This is a genomic window from Rhizobium sp. 01T444 (genome assembly GCF_056398305.1).
On sequence record NZ_JBFTPD010000010.1, the window covers coordinates 46,270 to 63,579 of the forward strand.

At 60.9% G+C, this 17,310-nt stretch carries 16 protein-coding genes; 8 read left to right on the forward strand and 8 right to left on the reverse strand.

Annotated elements, in window-relative coordinates:
* Positions 1–75: 75 nt before the first annotated feature.
* Entirely contained in the window at positions 76–1,056 is a 981-nt protein-coding gene (locus tag AC1DTN_RS15715; RefSeq protein WP_477921641.1) for a DUF72 domain-containing protein, read from the forward strand.
* On the opposite strand, the gene pncB is transcribed toward AC1DTN_RS15715, so the two are convergent.
* The 8 genes from pncB to AC1DTN_RS15755 form a co-directional block, all read right to left on the reverse strand.
* Positions 1,053–2,357 carry a nicotinate phosphoribosyltransferase gene (pncB, locus tag AC1DTN_RS15720; protein WP_310379801.1) on the reverse strand — a complete coding sequence of 435 codons (1,305 nt, stop codon included), beginning with the start codon at positions 2,355–2,357 and terminating at the stop codon, positions 1,053–1,055. The genes AC1DTN_RS15715 and pncB overlap by 4 nt on opposite strands.
* Before the next feature lie 177 nt (positions 2,358–2,534).
* Complete coding sequence (locus AC1DTN_RS15725; RefSeq protein WP_310379803.1) at positions 2,535–2,828, reverse strand: hypothetical protein; 294 nt, start codon at positions 2,826–2,828, stop codon at positions 2,535–2,537.
* Between the two features lie 86 nt (positions 2,829–2,914).
* Positions 2,915–3,874 (reverse strand): 2-hydroxyacid dehydrogenase, encoded by a 960-nt coding sequence (locus AC1DTN_RS15730; RefSeq protein ID WP_477921642.1) that lies wholly within the window; start codon positions 3,872–3,874, stop codon positions 2,915–2,917.
* Between the two features lie 25 nt (positions 3,875–3,899).
* Positions 3,900–5,528 carry an ABC transporter ATP-binding protein gene (locus tag AC1DTN_RS15735; RefSeq protein WP_477921644.1) on the reverse strand — a complete coding sequence of 543 codons (1,629 nt, stop codon included), beginning with the start codon at positions 5,526–5,528 and terminating at the stop codon, positions 3,900–3,902.
* On the reverse strand, positions 5,525–6,673 hold the full coding sequence (locus AC1DTN_RS15740; protein ID WP_477921646.1) for an ABC transporter permease: 1,149 nt from the start codon (positions 6,671–6,673) through the stop codon (positions 5,525–5,527). The genes AC1DTN_RS15735 and AC1DTN_RS15740 overlap by 4 nt, the downstream gene beginning before the upstream one ends.
* Positions 6,673–7,761, reverse strand: a complete 1,089-nt coding sequence (locus AC1DTN_RS15745) for a microcin C ABC transporter permease YejB (protein ID WP_439017017.1) — start codon at positions 7,759–7,761, stop codon at positions 6,673–6,675. The genes AC1DTN_RS15740 and AC1DTN_RS15745 overlap by 1 nt, the downstream gene beginning before the upstream one ends.
* A gap of 148 nt (positions 7,762–7,909) precedes the next feature.
* Positions 7,910–9,742, reverse strand: coding sequence for an extracellular solute-binding protein (locus AC1DTN_RS15750; protein WP_477921763.1), 1,833 nt, complete (start codon positions 9,740–9,742; stop codon positions 7,910–7,912).
* Between the two features lie 111 nt (positions 9,743–9,853).
* A complete protein-coding gene (locus AC1DTN_RS15755; RefSeq protein WP_439017016.1) occupies positions 9,854–10,483 on the reverse strand; it encodes a TetR/AcrR family transcriptional regulator in 630 nt (209 codons plus the stop codon).
* Between the two features lie 41 nt (positions 10,484–10,524).
* Here AC1DTN_RS15755 and AC1DTN_RS15760 point away from each other — a divergent pair, with 41 nt between their 5' ends.
* From AC1DTN_RS15760 to AC1DTN_RS15790, 7 genes are all read left to right on the forward strand, one after another.
* Positions 10,525–11,097, forward strand: coding sequence for a hydrolase (locus tag AC1DTN_RS15760; protein ID WP_477921647.1), 573 nt, complete (start codon positions 10,525–10,527; stop codon positions 11,095–11,097).
* A 107-nt stretch (positions 11,098–11,204) separates the two neighbouring features.
* Complete coding sequence (gene mepA / locus AC1DTN_RS15765; protein ID WP_477921648.1) at positions 11,205–12,311, forward strand: penicillin-insensitive murein endopeptidase; 1,107 nt, start codon at positions 11,205–11,207, stop codon at positions 12,309–12,311.
* 104 nt (positions 12,312–12,415) lie between these two features.
* Positions 12,416–12,796, forward strand: coding sequence for a methylglyoxal synthase (locus AC1DTN_RS15770; protein ID WP_037100501.1), 381 nt, complete (start codon positions 12,416–12,418; stop codon positions 12,794–12,796).
* A 29-nt stretch (positions 12,797–12,825) separates the two neighbouring features.
* The gene (locus AC1DTN_RS15775; protein WP_477921650.1) at positions 12,826–13,842 is read left to right on the forward strand and encodes a glucokinase; all 1,017 of its coding nucleotides are present in this window, start codon (positions 12,826–12,828) and stop codon (positions 13,840–13,842) included.
* A gap of 152 nt (positions 13,843–13,994) precedes the next feature.
* The gene (locus tag AC1DTN_RS15780; RefSeq protein ID WP_310379821.1) at positions 13,995–15,782 is read left to right on the forward strand and encodes an ABC transporter ATP-binding protein; all 1,788 of its coding nucleotides are present in this window, start codon (positions 13,995–13,997) and stop codon (positions 15,780–15,782) included.
* Positions 15,783–15,800: 18 nt separating this feature from the next.
* Positions 15,801–16,625: a 4-hydroxy-tetrahydrodipicolinate reductase gene (dapB, locus tag AC1DTN_RS15785; protein ID WP_477921651.1), complete on the forward strand. Its 825-nt coding sequence runs from the start codon at positions 15,801–15,803 to the stop codon at positions 16,623–16,625.
* A 22-nt stretch (positions 16,626–16,647) separates the two neighbouring features.
* On the forward strand, positions 16,648–17,283 hold the full coding sequence (locus tag AC1DTN_RS15790; RefSeq protein ID WP_007813953.1) for a 2,3-bisphosphoglycerate-dependent phosphoglycerate mutase: 636 nt from the start codon (positions 16,648–16,650) through the stop codon (positions 17,281–17,283).
* The last annotated feature ends 27 nt before the right edge of the window (positions 17,284–17,310 follow it).

Below are 17,310 nucleotides of genomic sequence, written 5' to 3' on the forward strand. Positions count from 1 at the left end.
CGATGCGAGGCGCTGCCGGCAAGGCGGCGCCTTTTTCATGCGGGAACAAGTGCGCGCCGACACGGTTCCTTTCCCATGGCAAAAACAGGCACGATCCGCATCGGCATATCGGGATGGACCTATGCGCCCTGGCGCGGTGTCTTCTATCCCAAGAGGTTGGCTAGGAAGAGCGAGCTTGCCTATGCCTCCCGGCAATTTCCCTCCATCGAGATCAACGGCACGTTCTATGGGCTGCAGAAGCCGGATGTCTTCGCCCGCTGGCGTGACGAGACGCCCGAAGGCTTCGTCTTTTCGGTCAAGGGATCGCGCTACATCACCCATCTCAAGCGCCTGCGCGATATCGAAACGCCGCTTGCCAATTTCCTCGCCTCCGGCCTGCTGCGGCTAGGCCCGAAACTCGGGCCGATCCTCTGGCAATTTCCGCCAAGCCTGACATTCGATGCCGATCTGTTTGCCCGGTTTCTGGCAATGCTTCCCAAGGATACAAATGCTGCGGCCGAGATCGCGAAGCGGCATGACGAACGGCTCGATGGCCGTGCCTGGACGAAGAGCGAGACGAGGCAGCCCATGCGCCACGCGCTGGAAATTCGCCACGACAGTTTCTGCAAGCCCGACTTCATCGAATTGCTGCGTGAATACAAAGTCGGGCTGGTGGTCGCCGATACCGTGGAATGGCCGTTGCTGATGGATGTGACGGCTAATTTCATCTATTGCCGGCTGCACGGATCGGAACAGCTTTATGTCAGCGGCTATAGCGATGAGGCGCTCGATCGCTGGGCTGGACGCATCGATGCCTGGACGCACGGGATCGAGCCTGATGATGCCAGCCGTATCAGGTCGCCGCTGAAACGCTCGGCGAAGGGCCGCGATGTCTATGTCTATTTCGACAACGATGTGAAGGTTCGGGCGCCAGCCGACGCTCGATCGCTCGCGGAGAGGCTCGGCGTCGCCCACCCGCCTGACGACAGTGTCGTCGTCAATCCGAAAGGCCGCGGCAGCAGGCTGATGGCAGAAGAGCCGCGCCGGCACTGGCCGGCGCCGCGTTCCGTTTCTTAGACCAGCACAGCCTGATCGGTGCGGTCTTCGGCGCCAAAGAATTTCAGATAGCGTTCGACTTCGGCCGGTTCGCCGGTCGCCTTCTGCGGATTGTCCGAGAGCTTGACCGCCGGGCGGCCATTGGCGTCGCTCACCTTGCAGACGATGGAAATCGGCAGGAAATCGGAACTGTCGTTCGGCGCGCAGCCGGCGAAGTCATTCGTCAGGTTCGTGCCCCAGCCGAAACTCATGCGGACACGGCCTTCGAAATGCTTGTAGGTGTCGATGATCGCATCGACATCGAGGCCATCGGAGAAGATCAGGAGCTTCTGGCGCGGGTCGCGGCCCATCTTTTTCCACCAGTCGATGATCTTTTCGCCGCCTTCGACCGGCGGGGCGCTGTCCGGGCGGAAGCCGGTCCAGTCGGCCACCCATTCCGGCGCGTCGCGCAGGAAGGCGGCCGTTCCGAAGGCGTCCGGCAGTACGATCAAGAGGTTGCCGCCATAGAGCTTGTTCCAGTCGCGCAGCACCTTGTAGGGCGCGTTCTTGAGCTGCTCGTCGGTCTCGGCAAGGGCGGCCGCCACCATCGGCAGCTCATGCGCATTGGTACCGACGGCTTCGAGATCGGAATCCATAGCCAGCAATACATTACTGGTGCCGGTRAAKGCMGGACCGATTCCTTCCTTCAGCGCTTCCACGCACCAACGCTGCCAGAGGAAGCTGTGGCGGCGGCGGGTGCCGAAATCGGAAATGCGCAGGCCCGGCAATTCACGCAGCTTTTCTACCTTGGCCCACATCTTGGCCTTGGCGCGGGCATAGAGCACGTCAAGCGTGAAGGGACCCATCGTCTTCATGGCTGCGCGCGAGCGCAGCTCGTTGATGATGGCGAGGGCCGGGATTTCCCACATGGTCGTTTCCTTCCACGACCCATGGAAATCCAGCACATACTGGCCGTCTTTCTTGGAGAGCTCATATTCCGGCAGCTGGAAATTGGAGAGCCAGGCCAGGAATTCCGGCTCGAAGATCTGTGCGCGGCCATAGAAGCTGTTACCGGCGAGCCAGATCATCTCCTTCTTGGCGAGCCTGAGCGTGCGCGCATGATCGAGATGCTCGCGCAATTCGCCCTCGTCGATCTGTTCTGCAAGGCGCACGCGCTTGGTGCGGTTGATGAGCGTGAAAGAGGCATTGACCTCAGGATAGAGCTTCCAGATCATCTGCAGCATCAGAAGCTTGTAGAAATCCGTATCGATCAGACTGCGAACGATCGGATCGAGTTTCCAGGTATGATTGTAGACGCGCCTAGCGATATCGGTCCTGGCCATGAAACTCCTGCCTGTCCGTCAATCCGGTCAGGTGCGGCCCTGGAACGGCCAGCGCACAAACCGGCTCGTGCGCTTTCTTATCGAAAAATCGATCGGCAAAGTCCAGAAAAAACAACAGGCAACGTCCCGCAGCAGGAATGGCTGCGGGACGTGGTTTAAATGCCTGACATCCGCACGTTATTGTGCGGGTGCCGCGGGCTGAGCCGGGGCCGGGCTGGCGTTCTGCGCGGGAGCGGCTGGAACCTGCGACTGCATTGCCTGGCCCGGCTGCTGCGGAGCGACGTCATTGGCTTGCCTCTGGCCCCAGATCTCGACCGGGATCCAGATGAGGAAGGCCAGCACCAGAGCGGCCACCAGCACCGTCAGGATGCGACGACCCGTGCGGCCCTGCCTGGCCTTCAAAGGCGAAATCTGCTCTTCGGCATGAAGCTTCTGATCGGACTTTTCCCAACGCGTTTCGGTGTGCGTCATGGTCGTCTCCTTCGGTTATCCGCAGGCGAGGCCGGCGGAACTTCGGTTAGGAAACGGGGAGTGGCGTCGGATGGTTCCGAAAGGGATCAGTAGCCCGCCTTACGATCGACGACGAATTGCAGCGGCTCGCCGCGTTCGAAGCGGGCGATCTGGGTCTCGACATGACGGAAAAGCGCGTTCTCTTCGGAGATCGCAGCGTCATGCGGGGTGATGAAGACAGTCTCCAGATGCCAGAGCGGATCATCCGCCGGCAGCGGCTCGACCTCGAAGACATCGAGCGAGGCGCCGCCGAGCATGCCTCCCTCGATCGCCGCGACGATGTCGGCCTGGACCTGGCTCTTGCCACGGCCGGCATTGATGAAAACAGGTTTGCCGAGCGCGCCGCCCTGGCGAAGCCTGGCGAAGAAGGCCTTGTTGTAGAGGCCTGATGTATCAGGCGTCAGCGGCAGCAGGCCGACGACGATATCGGTCTTCGACAGGAAGGTATCTAGCTCCGAACCGTCGAAGGTTTCGATGCCTTCAACCTCTTTCTTCGAGCGCGACCAGCCGATCACGTTGAAGCCCATGACCCTGAGCTTGGCGACGGCATCCTGGCCGAGAATACCGAGGCCCATGACACCGACGGTGATTTCGGCGGCTTCCGGCGGGACGAGCTTGCCCCAGACCCGGTCGCGCTGGTCCCGGTCATGCTCGCGCTGCAGGCGCAGATGCATGAGGCATTGCATGACCACCCATTCGCTCATGCGCGTCGTCAGGCTGCTATCGACGAAGCGGACGATCGGAAGATCGGGCAGATCGGGAATGGACAGGATGCTATCGACGCCGGCGCCGCCGGAGAAGAGCACCTTCAGGTTCGGCGCGCGCTGGAAGATATCGGCATCCGGCTTCCAGAGCAGCGCGTAATCGACGCCGGTGAGGTCGAGCGCCTTGTTCGCGGGATCGGCTGAATTGATGCTGCCGCGATCGGCAAAGGCGGTCTTGAGGATGCGGGCAACGGTATCAGGGTCGAACTTGAGGTCGACGAGAATGGGAGGTCTTGCTGACATGATCTTCTTTACTGCTGCCCGTCTTTTACTGCTGAATTGCCGGCGTCGGCACCGCCTCGATGTTGAAGGCGGCGGCCATCAGCGCCCTGGTATAGTCATCCTTCGGCGCACGGAAGATATCCGCTGACGGCCCCTGCTCCACCACCTTGCCGAAGCGCATGACAATGACGTCATTGGCGAGCGCCTTGACCACTTTCAGGTCGTGGCTGATGAAGAGATAGGCAAGTTCGTGCTTCTTCTGCAGGTCGCGCAAGAGATCCACCACCTGCGCCTGCACGCTCATGTCGAGCGCCGAGGTCGGCTCATCGAGCATGACGAAACGGGGCTTCAGAACCATGGCGCGTGCGATCGCGATGCGCTGGCGCTGGCCGCCGGAAAATTCATGCGGGAAGCGCCAGCGGGTGAGCGGATCGAGGCCGACTTCTTCGAGCGCCCAGCAGACGCGCTGGTCGCGCTCTTCGGCCGAGAGCGAGCGCTCGTGCACTTTCAGGCCTTCGGCAACGATATCGCCGACGGACATGCGTGGGCTCAGCGAGCCGTAGGGATCCTGAAAAACGACCTGAAGCTGGTTGCGCAGCGGCCGCATGTCCGTGAATGAATAGCTCGCTATATCTTTCCCGACGAAGGAAATGCGCCCCTTCGAGGAGATGAGGCGCGTCAGCGCCAGCCCCAGCGTGGTCTTGCCGGAGCCGGATTCGCCGACGACCCCGAGCGTCTGGCCGGCTCTGAGTGTCAGGTCGATGCCGTCGACGGCCTTCACGTGATCGACGACCTTACGCATGAAACCGGCCTTGATCGGGAACCAGACCTTGATGTCATTGCCTTCCATGACAACAGGCTTGGAGGGGTCGGTCACCGGCGGTTCGCCGCGCGGCTCGGAGGCGAGCAAATGGCGCGTGTAGTCGTGCTTCGGATCGGTGAAGACCTCCTCCACCGGTCCGGTCTCGACGATCTTGCCCTTGGTCATGACGCAGACGCGGTCGGCGAATTTGCGCACGATGCCGAGATCGTGGGTGATGAAGAGCATGGACATGCCGTGCTCGCCCTTCAGCTTGCGCAAGAGTTCGAGGATCTGCGCCTGGACCGTGACGTCGAGCGCGGTGGTCGGCTCGTCGGCGATCAGCAATTCGGGGCGATTGGCGAGCGCCATGGCGATCATCACACGCTGACGCTGGCCGCCCGAGAGTTCATGCGGATAGGCTTTCAGCCGTTTTTCCGGCTCGCGGATGCCGACCTGGTTCAGCAACTCCAGCACGCGGGTGCGCGCCGCCTGCCCGGTCATGCCCTGATGCAGTGCGAGGATTTCGGCAATCTGCTTTTCGATCGTATGGAGCGGATTGAGCGATGTCATCGGCTCCTGGAAGATCATGGTGATGTCGTTGCCGCGAACTTCGCGCAATTCGCGGTCGGAGGCCTTCAGCAGATCCTTGCCCTTGAAGAAGATCTCGCCGCTCGGATGGCTTGCCGAGGGATAGGGCAGAAGCCGCAGGATTGAGTTTGCAGAGACCGACTTGCCGGAACCGGATTCGCCGACCAGTGCGACAACCTCGCCCTTCTCGATACCGAAAGAAATGCGGTCGACGGCAAGCGAGGTTTCGCCGCCCTGATGGAAGGCGACGGAGAGATCGCGGACGGAGAGCAGCGTTTCACTCATTGGAACGTCTTTCTCGGATCGAAGGCATCGCGCACCGCTTCGCCGATGAAGATCAGCAGCGACAGCATGATCGACATGGTGAAGAAGGCCGTCAGCCCGAGCCATGGCGCCTGAAGATTGGCCTTGCCCTGGGCGATCAGTTCACCGAGCGAGGGAGAGCCCGGCGGCATGCCGAAGCCCAGGAAGTCGAGCGAGGTCAGCGTGGTGATCGAACCCGAGAGAATGAAGGGCAGGAAGGTCAGCGTCGCGACCATCGCATTCGGCAGCATATGCCGCCACATGATGGTGCGGTTGTTGACGCCGAGGGCGCGAGCGGCCCGCACATATTCGAAATTGCGGGCGCGCAGGAACTCGGCACGCACGACGCCGACGAAGCCCACCCAGGAAAAGAGCAGCATGATGCCGAGCAGCACGAAGAAGCCGGGCGGCAGGATGGCGGCGATGATCAGCAGGATGTAGAGAACCGGCATCGAGGACCAGATCTCGATGAAACGCTGGAAAAACAGGTCGGTCCAGCCGCCGAAATAACCCTGGATGGCACCGGCCGTCACACCGATGACGGCCGAGCAGATGGTGAGCACCAGGCCGAAGAGAACGGATATGCGGAAGCCATAGATGACGCGGGCAAATACATCGCGCGCCTGATCGTCCGTGCCGAGCCAGTTGAGATTGCCGAGCCTGCAGCCGGGATCATCGACGCCCTGCGGATAGGCCGAGCAACGCTCCTGCGCCGACATCAGCCAGAAGGGCGCGGTTGGGGCCGAATGCGGGATATTGGAATTGACCGACTGATAGGAGTAGCGGATCGGCGGCCAGATCATCCAGCCGTTGGCGTTGATCTCATCTGAGATGACGGAGGAGCGATAGTCCGTCTCGGCCAGGAAGCCGCCGAACTTCTCTTCGGGATAATCGATGACGACGGGGAAAAGGATCTCGCCCTTGTAGGAGGCGATGATCGGCCTGTCATTGGCGATGAATTCGGCAAAGAGGCTGAGCACGAAGAGGACGAGGAACAGCCAGAGCGACCAGTAGCCGCGCTTGTTGGCCTTGAAGTTCCGCCAACGCCTGATGTTGGTCGGCGACAGCAGGCCTTTGCGGGGCGGGCGGACGGGCGCTGATGTCGTCGGATTTGCGGCGGCATCCATCAGACGTCCCTCCGCTCGAAATCGATGCGCGGATCGATCCAGGTATAGAGCAGGTCGGAAATCAGGCCGACGAAGAGGCCAAGCAGCGAGAAGATGTAGAGCGTCGCAAAAACGATCGGATAATCGCGGTTGACGACCGAGAGGTAGCCGAGGCGGCCAAGGCCGTCGAGCGAGAAGATGTTCTCGATCAGCAGCGAGCCGGTGAAGAAGGCGGAGATGAAGGCGCTGGGGAAGCTTGCGATGACGATCAGCATGGCATTGCGGAAGACATGGCCGTAGAGCACCTGCCGCTCGTTCAGGCCCTTGGCGCGCGCGGTGATGACATATTGCTTCTTGATCTCGTCGATGAAGGAATTCTTGGTCAGCAGCGTCGTCGTGGCAAAAGATGCCAGCGACAGCGAGATCAGCGGCAGCGTGAGATGCCAGAAATAATCGAGCGGTTTCTGCCACCAGGCAAGCTGGTCGAAATTATCGGAGACGAGGCCGCGCAGCGGGAACCAGTCATAGAAGGAGCCGCCGGCGAACAGTACGATCAGCAGGATGCCGAACAGGAAGCTCGGCACGGCATAACCGACGATGATGACGCCTGATGTCCAGACATCGAAGGAGGAGCCGTCCTTGACCGCCTTGCGGATGCCGAGCGGAATGGAGATGGCGTAGGAAAAGATCAGGATCCAAATGCCGAGCGAGATCGAGACCGGAAGTTTCTCGATAATCAGATTGAGCACGGTCGTGTTGCGGAAGAAGCTCTCGCCGAAATCGAAGCGGATGTAGTTCCACATCATCTCGCCGAAGCGGGTCAGCGGTGGTTTGTCGAAGCCGAACTGCTTTTCGAGCTTGGCGATCAGTTCCGGATCGAGGCCCTGCGCACCGCGATATTTCGAGCCGGCGTCGTCTCCTCCACCGACCATGAGATCACCGCCGCCGGAGAGGCGTTGATCGGCACTGTCGGCCTGGCCGGTCAACTGGGAGATCACTTGCTCGACGGGGCCGCCGGGCGCGAATTGAACGACGACGAAGGAAATCGCCATGATGCCGATGATCGTCGGGATCATCAGAAGCAGGCGGCGAAGAATATAGGCTCCCATCAGTCTCGGGCCTCCGGGAATATCTTCGCCTGCATGCCGTCCAGTCTATTGCCGTTCAATCTGCCAGCCTTCCTTTGCCGGCTTGTGCCGGCATTCATGATTCGTCGATGCCATTTGGAGCGCAGGCCCCCTCGCATTGCAAGTCTGCTCATTTCGCCGAGGTGGACCACCAGGCATCGGGGAAGCCAAGGCCGTATGCCGGAAACTCTGCCGGACKCGTCACCGTATTCCAATAAGCAATCGAATAGGTGTCTCGGTAGAACAGCGGAATGACATAGTGATTGGCGAGCAGCACACGGTCCATAGCCTTGATGGCCGCAACCTGTTCATCTCTGTTGGGGGCAAAGATAATCATGCGAACAAGCGCATCGACGGCCGGATTGGCGATGCCGGCATAGTTGCGCGACCCTTGCTGATTGGCGGAACCCGATCCCCAGTAATCGGCCTGCTCGTTGCCGGGGTTCACGGTTTCGGCCCAGACATTCCAGATCATATCGAAATCGAAGCTGCGCGCACGGTTGGTATATTGCGCGGCATCGACTGTGCGGATCCGCGCATCGATACCGATCTTCTTCAAATTGGTGGCATAGGGCACCGCCCAGCGCTCAAGCAAGGGGCTCGACAACAATATCTCGAAGCTCATCGGCTGACCGCTCTTGGCATTGACCATCCGGTTGCCCTTCAGCTCCCAGCCGGCTTCTTTCAGAAGGGAGATCGCCTTGCGAAGGTTGTCACGGCTTTTCTGCGGATCCCCGCCGACGGGATTGCTGTAGGGGGTCGTAAAGATGTCCGCCGGAACCTGATCCTTCAAGCCCTGAAGAATTTCCAGCTCCCTGCCTTGCGGAAGGCCGGACGAGGCAAGATCGGTGTTCCAGAAGTAGCTGTCGATGCGCTTGTAGCTGTTGTAGGCAACCGTGCGGTTCAATTCCTCGAAATCGAAACCGTAATTCAACGCCTCGCGCACCCGCTCGTCCTTGAAGATGTCGCGCCGCATATTCGGCACCAGCGCCTGCATGATGCCGGTGGAACGCAGGGGATTGGTGACATCTTCCTTCTTGACGCGCCCTTCCTTCACGGCGGGGAAATCATATCCTGTTGCCCAACGCGCTGCAAAAGTCTCCTGCCAGTAATCGCTGTTGCCGGCACGGAACGCTTCGAACTCGACGTCCCGATCGCCATAATAGGTGTAGAGAATGTTGCGGAAATTGTTCTGACCAACGTTCACATTGAGGTCCTTGCCCCAATAGTCGTCCCGCAACTCGTAGCGGATCGTCGCACCAGCCGAGAAGGCGGCAATCTTGTATGGTCCTGAACCCATGACGGGCTCGAGCGTCGTCTTCGAAATGTCTCGCGGTTTACCATCCGGTCCCGGTGCCTCCCACCAGTGTTTCGGCACGATCATCAATTGGCCGAGAATGTTCGGCAGCTCGCGATTGTTCTTTTCATCGAAGGTGAATGTAACGTCCCGCTCGCCCGTCTTCTCGGCCTTGACCACGTGATGGTAGTAGTTCCCGGCAAGCGGGTTCAGCTCCTTGGTCTCGTCGAAGCTGAAAACGACGTCTTCGGGCGTGACCGGCTGGCCATCAGCCCATTTTGCTTCCTTGCGAAGGCGAAAGGTGGCGCTCGATACGTCGGGCGGATAGGAAAGGCCCTCAGCAAGCAGACCATAGGAGACGAGGAGTTCGTCATCAGCTGGCTTCAGCAGGGTGTCGTAAACGAGCGACAAACCTACCGCTGTCTGGCCTTTTGCCAGCAAGGGATTGAAAGTGTCGAAAGTGCCGCTTGAAGACAGGCGCAGATCGCCGCCTTTCGGTGCATCGGGATTGACGTAGTCGAAGCGGGTAAAGCCCGGCTTGTACTTCATCTCGCTGATGACCGAACTGCCGATTTTAAACTGCTGGTCCTGAGCCAATACAGTCATAGGTGCGAGCGCACCCGCCAATGCTACCAGCACACCGATTTTCGACCACGAAGCCACTATTCATTCTTCCCCTGTTATTAGTTTCGCCGACAATACGAGAAATGCAGGCGAAAAACAGGAAAGAGTTTGTTTTTTACCGGGCTCGCGAAATTTTGACCTTACCAATGGAGGTCAGGGCGTCACTTCCTCGAGGCGCTTGCGGAGCATGCGACGCAGCTCTCCAACCAGGCGCGGATCGCCCGAACCATCAGGGTCATTGGCGGCCGCGACGACGATGCGCAGCAGCTCCAGGACGAGGGCGCCCAGGAGATCGACATCGCGCTCGACCGACGGTTCAGCATTCTTCAGGAGTGCGGTGATGTTGGCACGAAGCTCCGCACGCGACTTCGCCTTTCGCTCCTTCGGCACGTCGCGTCGCGCGGCGAGAACCGGAAATTCCGGATGATCCTCGATGAACCGGCCGAGCCGCGTAAAGATCGCATCGCCGATTTCGGCAGCACTCTTCCCCCTGGTCTTCTCGGCGAGTTCGGCGAGCCCGCTGTTCAGATGCTGCAGGCGATCGATATGCAGCGCCTCGGCAAGCAGAGGCTTGGTCGGGAAGAACTGATAGAGCGAACCGATCGAAGAATTTGCGGCCGCGGCAATCTCCGTCATGGTTGCAGCATCATAGCCTTTTTCGAGAAAGACCCTGGCTGCCGCTTCCAGCAGGATCGCAACGCGCTCATGGCCGCGCTGGCGTTTCGGCACACGGGTTTGCGGTTCGGGGCTTGATTTTTGTGAGGCTATCCTCGTATTTGTCATTGTGAGGATGTCCTCATGTTTCCTTCCCCCGGAGATTTCTTATGTCCCTTTATGATCCGAAGACCACCGCACTCATTTCCATCGACCTGCAAGGCTTCATCGTCGGCCGGCAGCTTGCGCCCCATCCCGCCCGGCAGGTGATCGAGAATACCGCCGCAATCGCCACCAGGCTGAAATCCGAAAGCGGGACGGTGATCCTCGTTACCGTCGGATTCTCCCCGGACTATGCCGATGCTGTCAACCAGCCGGTGGACGAGCCGACGGTTTTCCCGGAAGGTGGTCTTCCGGCGGCCGCGCTTGCGGCACCTGCGGAAATCGCAGCCCTTGCCGTCGATGTGCATGTCGTCAAGCGCCAGTGGAGCGCCTTCTATGGCACGGACCTGGACCTGCAGCTTCGCCGCCGCGGCATCAAGACCGTGATCCTGACGGGCATCGCCACGAATTTCGGCGTCGAGGCGACGATCCGCGATGCCTATGCCCATAATTACGCTGTCATCGCCGTCGAGGATGCGATGAGCACCTTCACCGCCGAAATGCATTCGCTTGCCTGTGAGCGCATCCTGCGGCGCCTGTCGCGCGTGCGCAAAACGGCCGAGGTTCTGGCCAACGCGTGATGCTGCGGCGATCCGTCCCCACGCCGCCTGCCAAAACATCGATTCACCAAAATTGCTTTTCACGATAGATTCGATTGCAAATCACTTTGGCGCAGCAAGGGAATGGCATGGCTTTCGGCTTGGCTCAGGTTTTCAGGACTTTCGGCAAACTGACATTCGATGTCAGGGCGTTTGGCAAGCTGACGCTTGCCGGCGCAATGGGCGCAAGCCTTATCGCCGGTGATGTCGGCGCACAGCAGAAGACGCCGAGCCCCGGCAGCGCCAAGGCGATTTTCGGCGCCGAGAAATTGCCGACGCAGGGGCCGGCGCAGCCGATCGGTTTCTATGCCAAGGGCTGCATGACCGGTGCGGAGGCGCTGCCGGCGGACGGGCCGACCTGGCAGGCGATGCGCCTTTCACGCAATCGGCGCTGGGGCAATCCGGTGATGATATCGCTTCTGGAAAAATTCTCGCAGGATGCGCGTGCCAAGATCGGCTGGCCGGGCATCCTCGTCGGCGACATTGCCCAGCCGCGCGGCGGGCCGATGTTCAACGGCCATGCGTCGCACCAGATCGGGCTGGATGCCGATGTCTGGTTTACACCCATGCCCTCGCAGCGCTTGAGCTACGAACAGCGGGAAGATCTGCCCTTCACCACCATGCTGCAGAAAGACAAGTTCCTGACCGTCGATCCGAAAGTATGGAGCGAGCAGCGGGCGGCACTCTTGATGCTGGCGGCAAGCTATCCGCAGGTCGAGCGCATCTTCGTCAATCCGGCAATCAAGAAGAAGATGTGCGACACCTGGACCGGCGACCGCACCAATCTCGGCAAACTGCGGCCCGAATACGGGCACGATTCGCATTTCCATATCCGCATCAAATGCCCTGTTGGAGCCAAGGGCTGTACAGGGCAGGCGCCGGTGGCCGCTGGTGACGGCTGCGACAAATCGCTTGCCTGGTGGTTCACCAAGGAACCTTGGGCGGCGCCGAAGCCGCCGCAACCCGGTGCAAAGCCGCCGAAGCCGCCGCGTGAGGTTATGGTCTCCGACCTGCCGAAGGCCTGCTCTGCCGTTGCCGATGCCCCGTCCATCGCCTCTACAGAAGCAGGGACCTATGGCGGCCCTTCCGCGGCGAGTGCTCTGACGGCAGCCCCGGCGGCTGCACCACCTGTCGATACCGGCAGCGCGCTTCCTTCCGTCGGCCCGGTTCCGAACGACAAACCGGTCGTGCAATAGGCTGAACAGGCCAAACAGGCTGGCAGGCGGCTGTCTTTCAAATCACAAACGCCTGGTGTAGAAGCGGTCAAATCGATTGAATTACTCGCGCGGAGAACCCGTTCATGGCCGGCGGCAAATGCCTTGCATTGATTGCGCATGACCAGAAGAAGGATGACATGGCGGCGTTTGCCCGCCGTAACAGGGATCTTCTCGCCCAATGGAAAATCGTCGCCACCGGCACGACGGGCGGGCGCGTGCTCGACGCTGCTCCCGACCTTCACGTGACTCGGCTGAAAAGCGGCCCGCTCGGCGGCGACCAGCAGATCGGCGCACTGATTTCCACCGGCGAGGTCAGCGCCCTGATCTTCTTCGTGGACCCGCTGACGCCGATGCCGCATGATGTCGACGTCAAGGCGCTGATGCGGCTTGCGATCGTCTACGACATTCCGATGGCACTGAACGAGTCGACAGCCGAAAAGCTTCTCCCTACCCTTAACGCCTGATCCCTCGGGCCTACAGCACGGAACCGGCCATGACTGCATCCTCTACTCCCTTGCCCTTTCCGATCCTGATCGGCGACATCGGTGGCACGAATGCCCGCTTCTCCATCCTGACGGATGCCTATGCGGAGCCGAAGCAGTTTCCCAATGTGCGCACCGCCGATTACGAGACGATCGACGAGGCGATCCAGAAGGGTGTGCTCGACAAGACCTCCGTACAGCCGCGCGCCGCGATCCTTGCCGTTGCCGGACCGATCAAGGCCGATGAAATCCCCCTGACCAACTGCCCCTGGGTGGTGCGGCCGAAGCGGATGATCGAGGGCCTCGGCCTTGTCGATGTGCTCGTCGTCAACGATTTTGAAGCACAGGCGCTGGCAATCGCGGCACTTTCCGACGACAATCGCGAACGTATCGGCAACGCTTCGGGTGACATGGTGGCCTCCCGCGTCGTTCTCGGACCCGGCACCGGCCTCGGGGTCGGTGGTCTGGTCCATACCCAGTCGACGTGGATTCCGGTTCCAGGCGAAGGCGGGCATGTCGACCTCGGGCCGCGCAGCAAACGCGACTATGAGATCTTCCCGCATGTCGAGACAATCGAGGGCCGCATTTCGGCCGAACAGATCCTCTGCGGCCGCGGCATCGTCAACCTTTATCGCGCCATCTGCGCGGCCGACGGTGCTGAGCCGACCATGAGCGATCCGGCGGACATCACGTCGCATGCGCTCGTCGGCAGCGACAAGGTCGCGGTCGAAACCGTTTCGCTGTTTGCCAGCTATCTCGGCCGCGTGGCGGGCGACATGGCGCTGGTGTTCATGGCCCGCGGCGGCGTCTATCTCTCGGGCGGCATCTCTCAGAAGATCCTTCCGGCACTGAAAAAGCCGGAATTCCGGGCCGCATTCGAAGACAAGGCGCCGCATTCGGCCCTGCTGCGTACGATCCCGACCTATGTCGTGACGCATCCGCTGGCTGCTCTTGCCGGGCTTTCTTCCTATGCACGCATGCCTGCAAACTTCGGCCTTTCGACGGATGGACGGCGCTGGCGGGCCTGAGCCTGAAGCATAGTTTCAAGGCGTTAGAGCGTCCTTTGTGCGCCCCGATGGGACGCACGGCGCTCTAGCCAAAGCCCCGTCAACTCTTTATAGAGCCCGCGCATATGCGTGCCGCGCCTGTGGCACGCAGCCCCGAGACAGGAAGCCTATTTTTGGAAGCCGCCGACAGCAGAAAGCCACATGTCAACAGCGATACCGTGACTGGCATCCTGAAGCGCATCATTGCGGAAAACGGCCGGGACCATCTCTGGGGCTATGTCTTCGCGATCTCCTGCCTTGTCGTCATAGCGCTTTCGACGGCATTCACGGCCTGGATCATGCGGGCGATCATTGACGAGGCCTTCGCCAACAGGCGTGCGGACGTCGTCTGGATCATCTGTCTTTCGATCTTCATCGCTTTCATGCTGCGCGGTTTTGCGAGCTACGGGCAAGGCGTTGCCCTTTCAAGGATCGGCAACGATATCGTTGCGCGCTATCAGCGACGGATCTATTCGCACCTGATGACGCTCTCCGTCGGCTACTTCAACGAGTCTCGCTCCGCCCATATTGCGGCCCAGGTGAGCCAAAACGTTACCGGTATCCGCGACGTATTGAACCTCACCATCACGTCGACCGTGCGCGACCTCCTCACCTTCGTCTCGCTGATCGGCGTCATGGTCGTTCAGGATCCGCTGCTGAGCCTTGCCGTTTTCATTCTGGCGCCGCCGCTGCTTTATGCGCTACGCTACGTTTCCAAGCGGCTGCGCTCGGCCACTCGCGAGGCCGTCGACCTCAATAGCCATGTTCTCGGCGCCATGCAGGAGACGATCCAGGGCATTTCCATCGTCAAGGCCTTCACGATGGAAGAGGCACTGGAGAAGAAGGTCAACAAGCTGATCGGCGCTGCCGAGGGCCGGGCAAACCGCATCGCGCGGCTTTCCGAGCGCACCTCGCCGCTGACGGAGAGCTTTGCGGGCTTTGCCGTCGCGAGCGTGCTTGCCTATGCCGCCTATCGCTCGATCTATCAGGGCGTGCCACCGGGCGCCTTCTTCTCCTTCGTCACGGCGCTGCTGCTCGCTTACGATCCGGCCCGACGTCTTGCCCGCCTGCAGGTGCAGATGGAGCGCGCCGTCGTCAACGCCCGGATGATCTACGAGTTGCTCGACATGGAAACGCGCCAGCGCGATCTGCCGGATGCCAAGCCGCTTGTTGTCACCGAAGCGAAGATCGAATTCCGCAACGTCTCCTTTGCCTATGGCAATGAAAGCGTGCTTGACGGCGTGACGCTGACGGCCGAGGGCGGCAAGACGACGGCGCTCGTCGGTCCTTCGGGCGCCGGTAAGTCCACCGTCATCAGCCTCATTCCTCGCTTCTATGATCCGAAGGGAGGCGAGATATTGATCGACGGACAGGATATCGCCCATATCACCAAACGGTCGCTGCGCCAGCAGCTCGCTTATGTCTCGCAGCAGCCTTACCTCTTCGAAGGCACGATCCGCGACAATATCCGTTACGGCCGTCCGGAAGCCACGGACGAGGATATCGAGAAGGCAGCGCGGCTTGCCTATGCGCATGACTTCATCGTCGCGCAGTCACAGGGCTATGATACGCCCGTCGGCGAAAACGGCGTGACGTTGTCCGGCGGCCAGCGCCAGCGGCTGTCGATCGCCCGCGCTCTGGTGCGCAACGCGCCGATCCTGCTTCTCGACGAGGCGACCTCGGCGCTCGATACGGAATCGGAAGCAGCCGTGCAGAAGGCGCTCGACGAAGCCATGACCGGCCGCACCGTCGTCGTTATCGCCCACCGGCTTTCGACCGTGGTGCGCGCCGACAAGATCATCGTGATGCAGCAGGGCCGCGTCGTCGAAGAAGGCAATCACGAGACGCTTGCGAAGGTCAGCGACGGACTTTACGCTCGCCTCAACAATCTGCAGAGGCCTTCGGCTTCTGATTCATACTGATCGGGATGACGGACTGACATGAGCGACGCTGCGATGAAACTGGTTGTGGTCGGAGCGGCAGGGCGCATGGGACAGACGCTCATTCGTCTCATCCATTCCATCGACGGTCTGACACTGCATGCAGCGGTCGCGCGGCCGGGCTCGCCCTTCGTCGGCAAGGATGCCGGTGAAATCGCCGGTCTCGGCGCCAACGGCGTCATCATCGGCGACGATCCCCTGGCAGCGTTCCTGCATGCCGAGGGCGTGCTGGACTTCACATCGCCCGCCACCAGCGTGGAATTTGCCGGACTGGCGGCGCAGGCGCGCATCGTTCATGTCGTCGGCACGACCGGCTGCTCCGATGAGCACAACGCAAGGATTGCGGCCGCCTCGCGCCATGCCCGCATCGTCCAGTCGGGCAATATGAGTCTCGGCGTCAATCTGCTCAGCGTTTTCGTACGGCAGGCGGCTCAGGCGCTCGATCCTGCCGACTGGGATATCGAAATTCTCGAAATGCATCACAAGCGCAAGGTCGACGCGCCTTCAGGCACCGCATTGCTGCTCGGCGAGGCAGCCGCAAAGGGCCGCAATATCGATCTTGCCACGAAATCCGTGCGCGTGCGCGACGGCCATACCGGGCCGCGCGAAGCCGGCACGATCGGCTTTGCGACGCTGCGCGGCGGTTCAGTCATCGGTGAGCATTCCGTTCTCTTTGCCGGCGAAGGCGAGACCGTCACACTTTCGCATAGCGCAACCGACCGTTCGATTTTTGCGCGCGGCGCCATCAAGGCAGCCCTTTGGGCACGTGACAAGAAACCGGGGCTCTATTCCATGCTCGACGTTCTCGGGCTTTCTTCCCATTGACCATTTCTCGGAGGCATTTTTCATGAGCGGTACCCTCGTCCTCGTTCGCCACGGCCAGAGCGACTGGAATCTCAAGAATCTCTTCACCGGCTGGAAGGACCCCGACCTGACCGAGCTCGGCATTCAGGAAGCCACGACCGGCGGCCAGGCACTTGCCGACTACGGCATCAAGTTCGATATCGCCTTCACCTCCGCACTGGTGCGCGCGCAGCACACTCTGAAGCTCGTCCTCGACAAGGTCGGTCAGCCTGATCTCGAGACGATCCGCGACCAGGCACTCAACGAGCGCGACTACGGCGATCTTTCCGGCCTCAACAAGGACGATGCCCGTGCCAAGTGGGGCGAAGAGCAGGTGCATGTCTGGCGCCGCTCCTATGACGTTCCGCCTCCGGGCGGCGAAAGCCTGCGCGACACCGGCGCCCGCGTCTGGCCTTACTATCTGACGGAAATCCTTCCGCGCGTCCTGCGCGGCGAAAAGGTGCTGGTTGCCGCGCACGGCAATTCGCTGCGTTCGCTCGTCATGGTTCTCGACCGCCTCACCCGCGAGCAGGTTCTGTCGCTCAATCTCGCGACCGGCGTGCCGATGGTCTACAAGCTGAAGGCAGATTCCACCGTCGCTTCCAAGGAAGTGCTCGGCGACATGTCCGGCGCGCACTGATCACAAGCAGGCATCGATAAGGTTTGA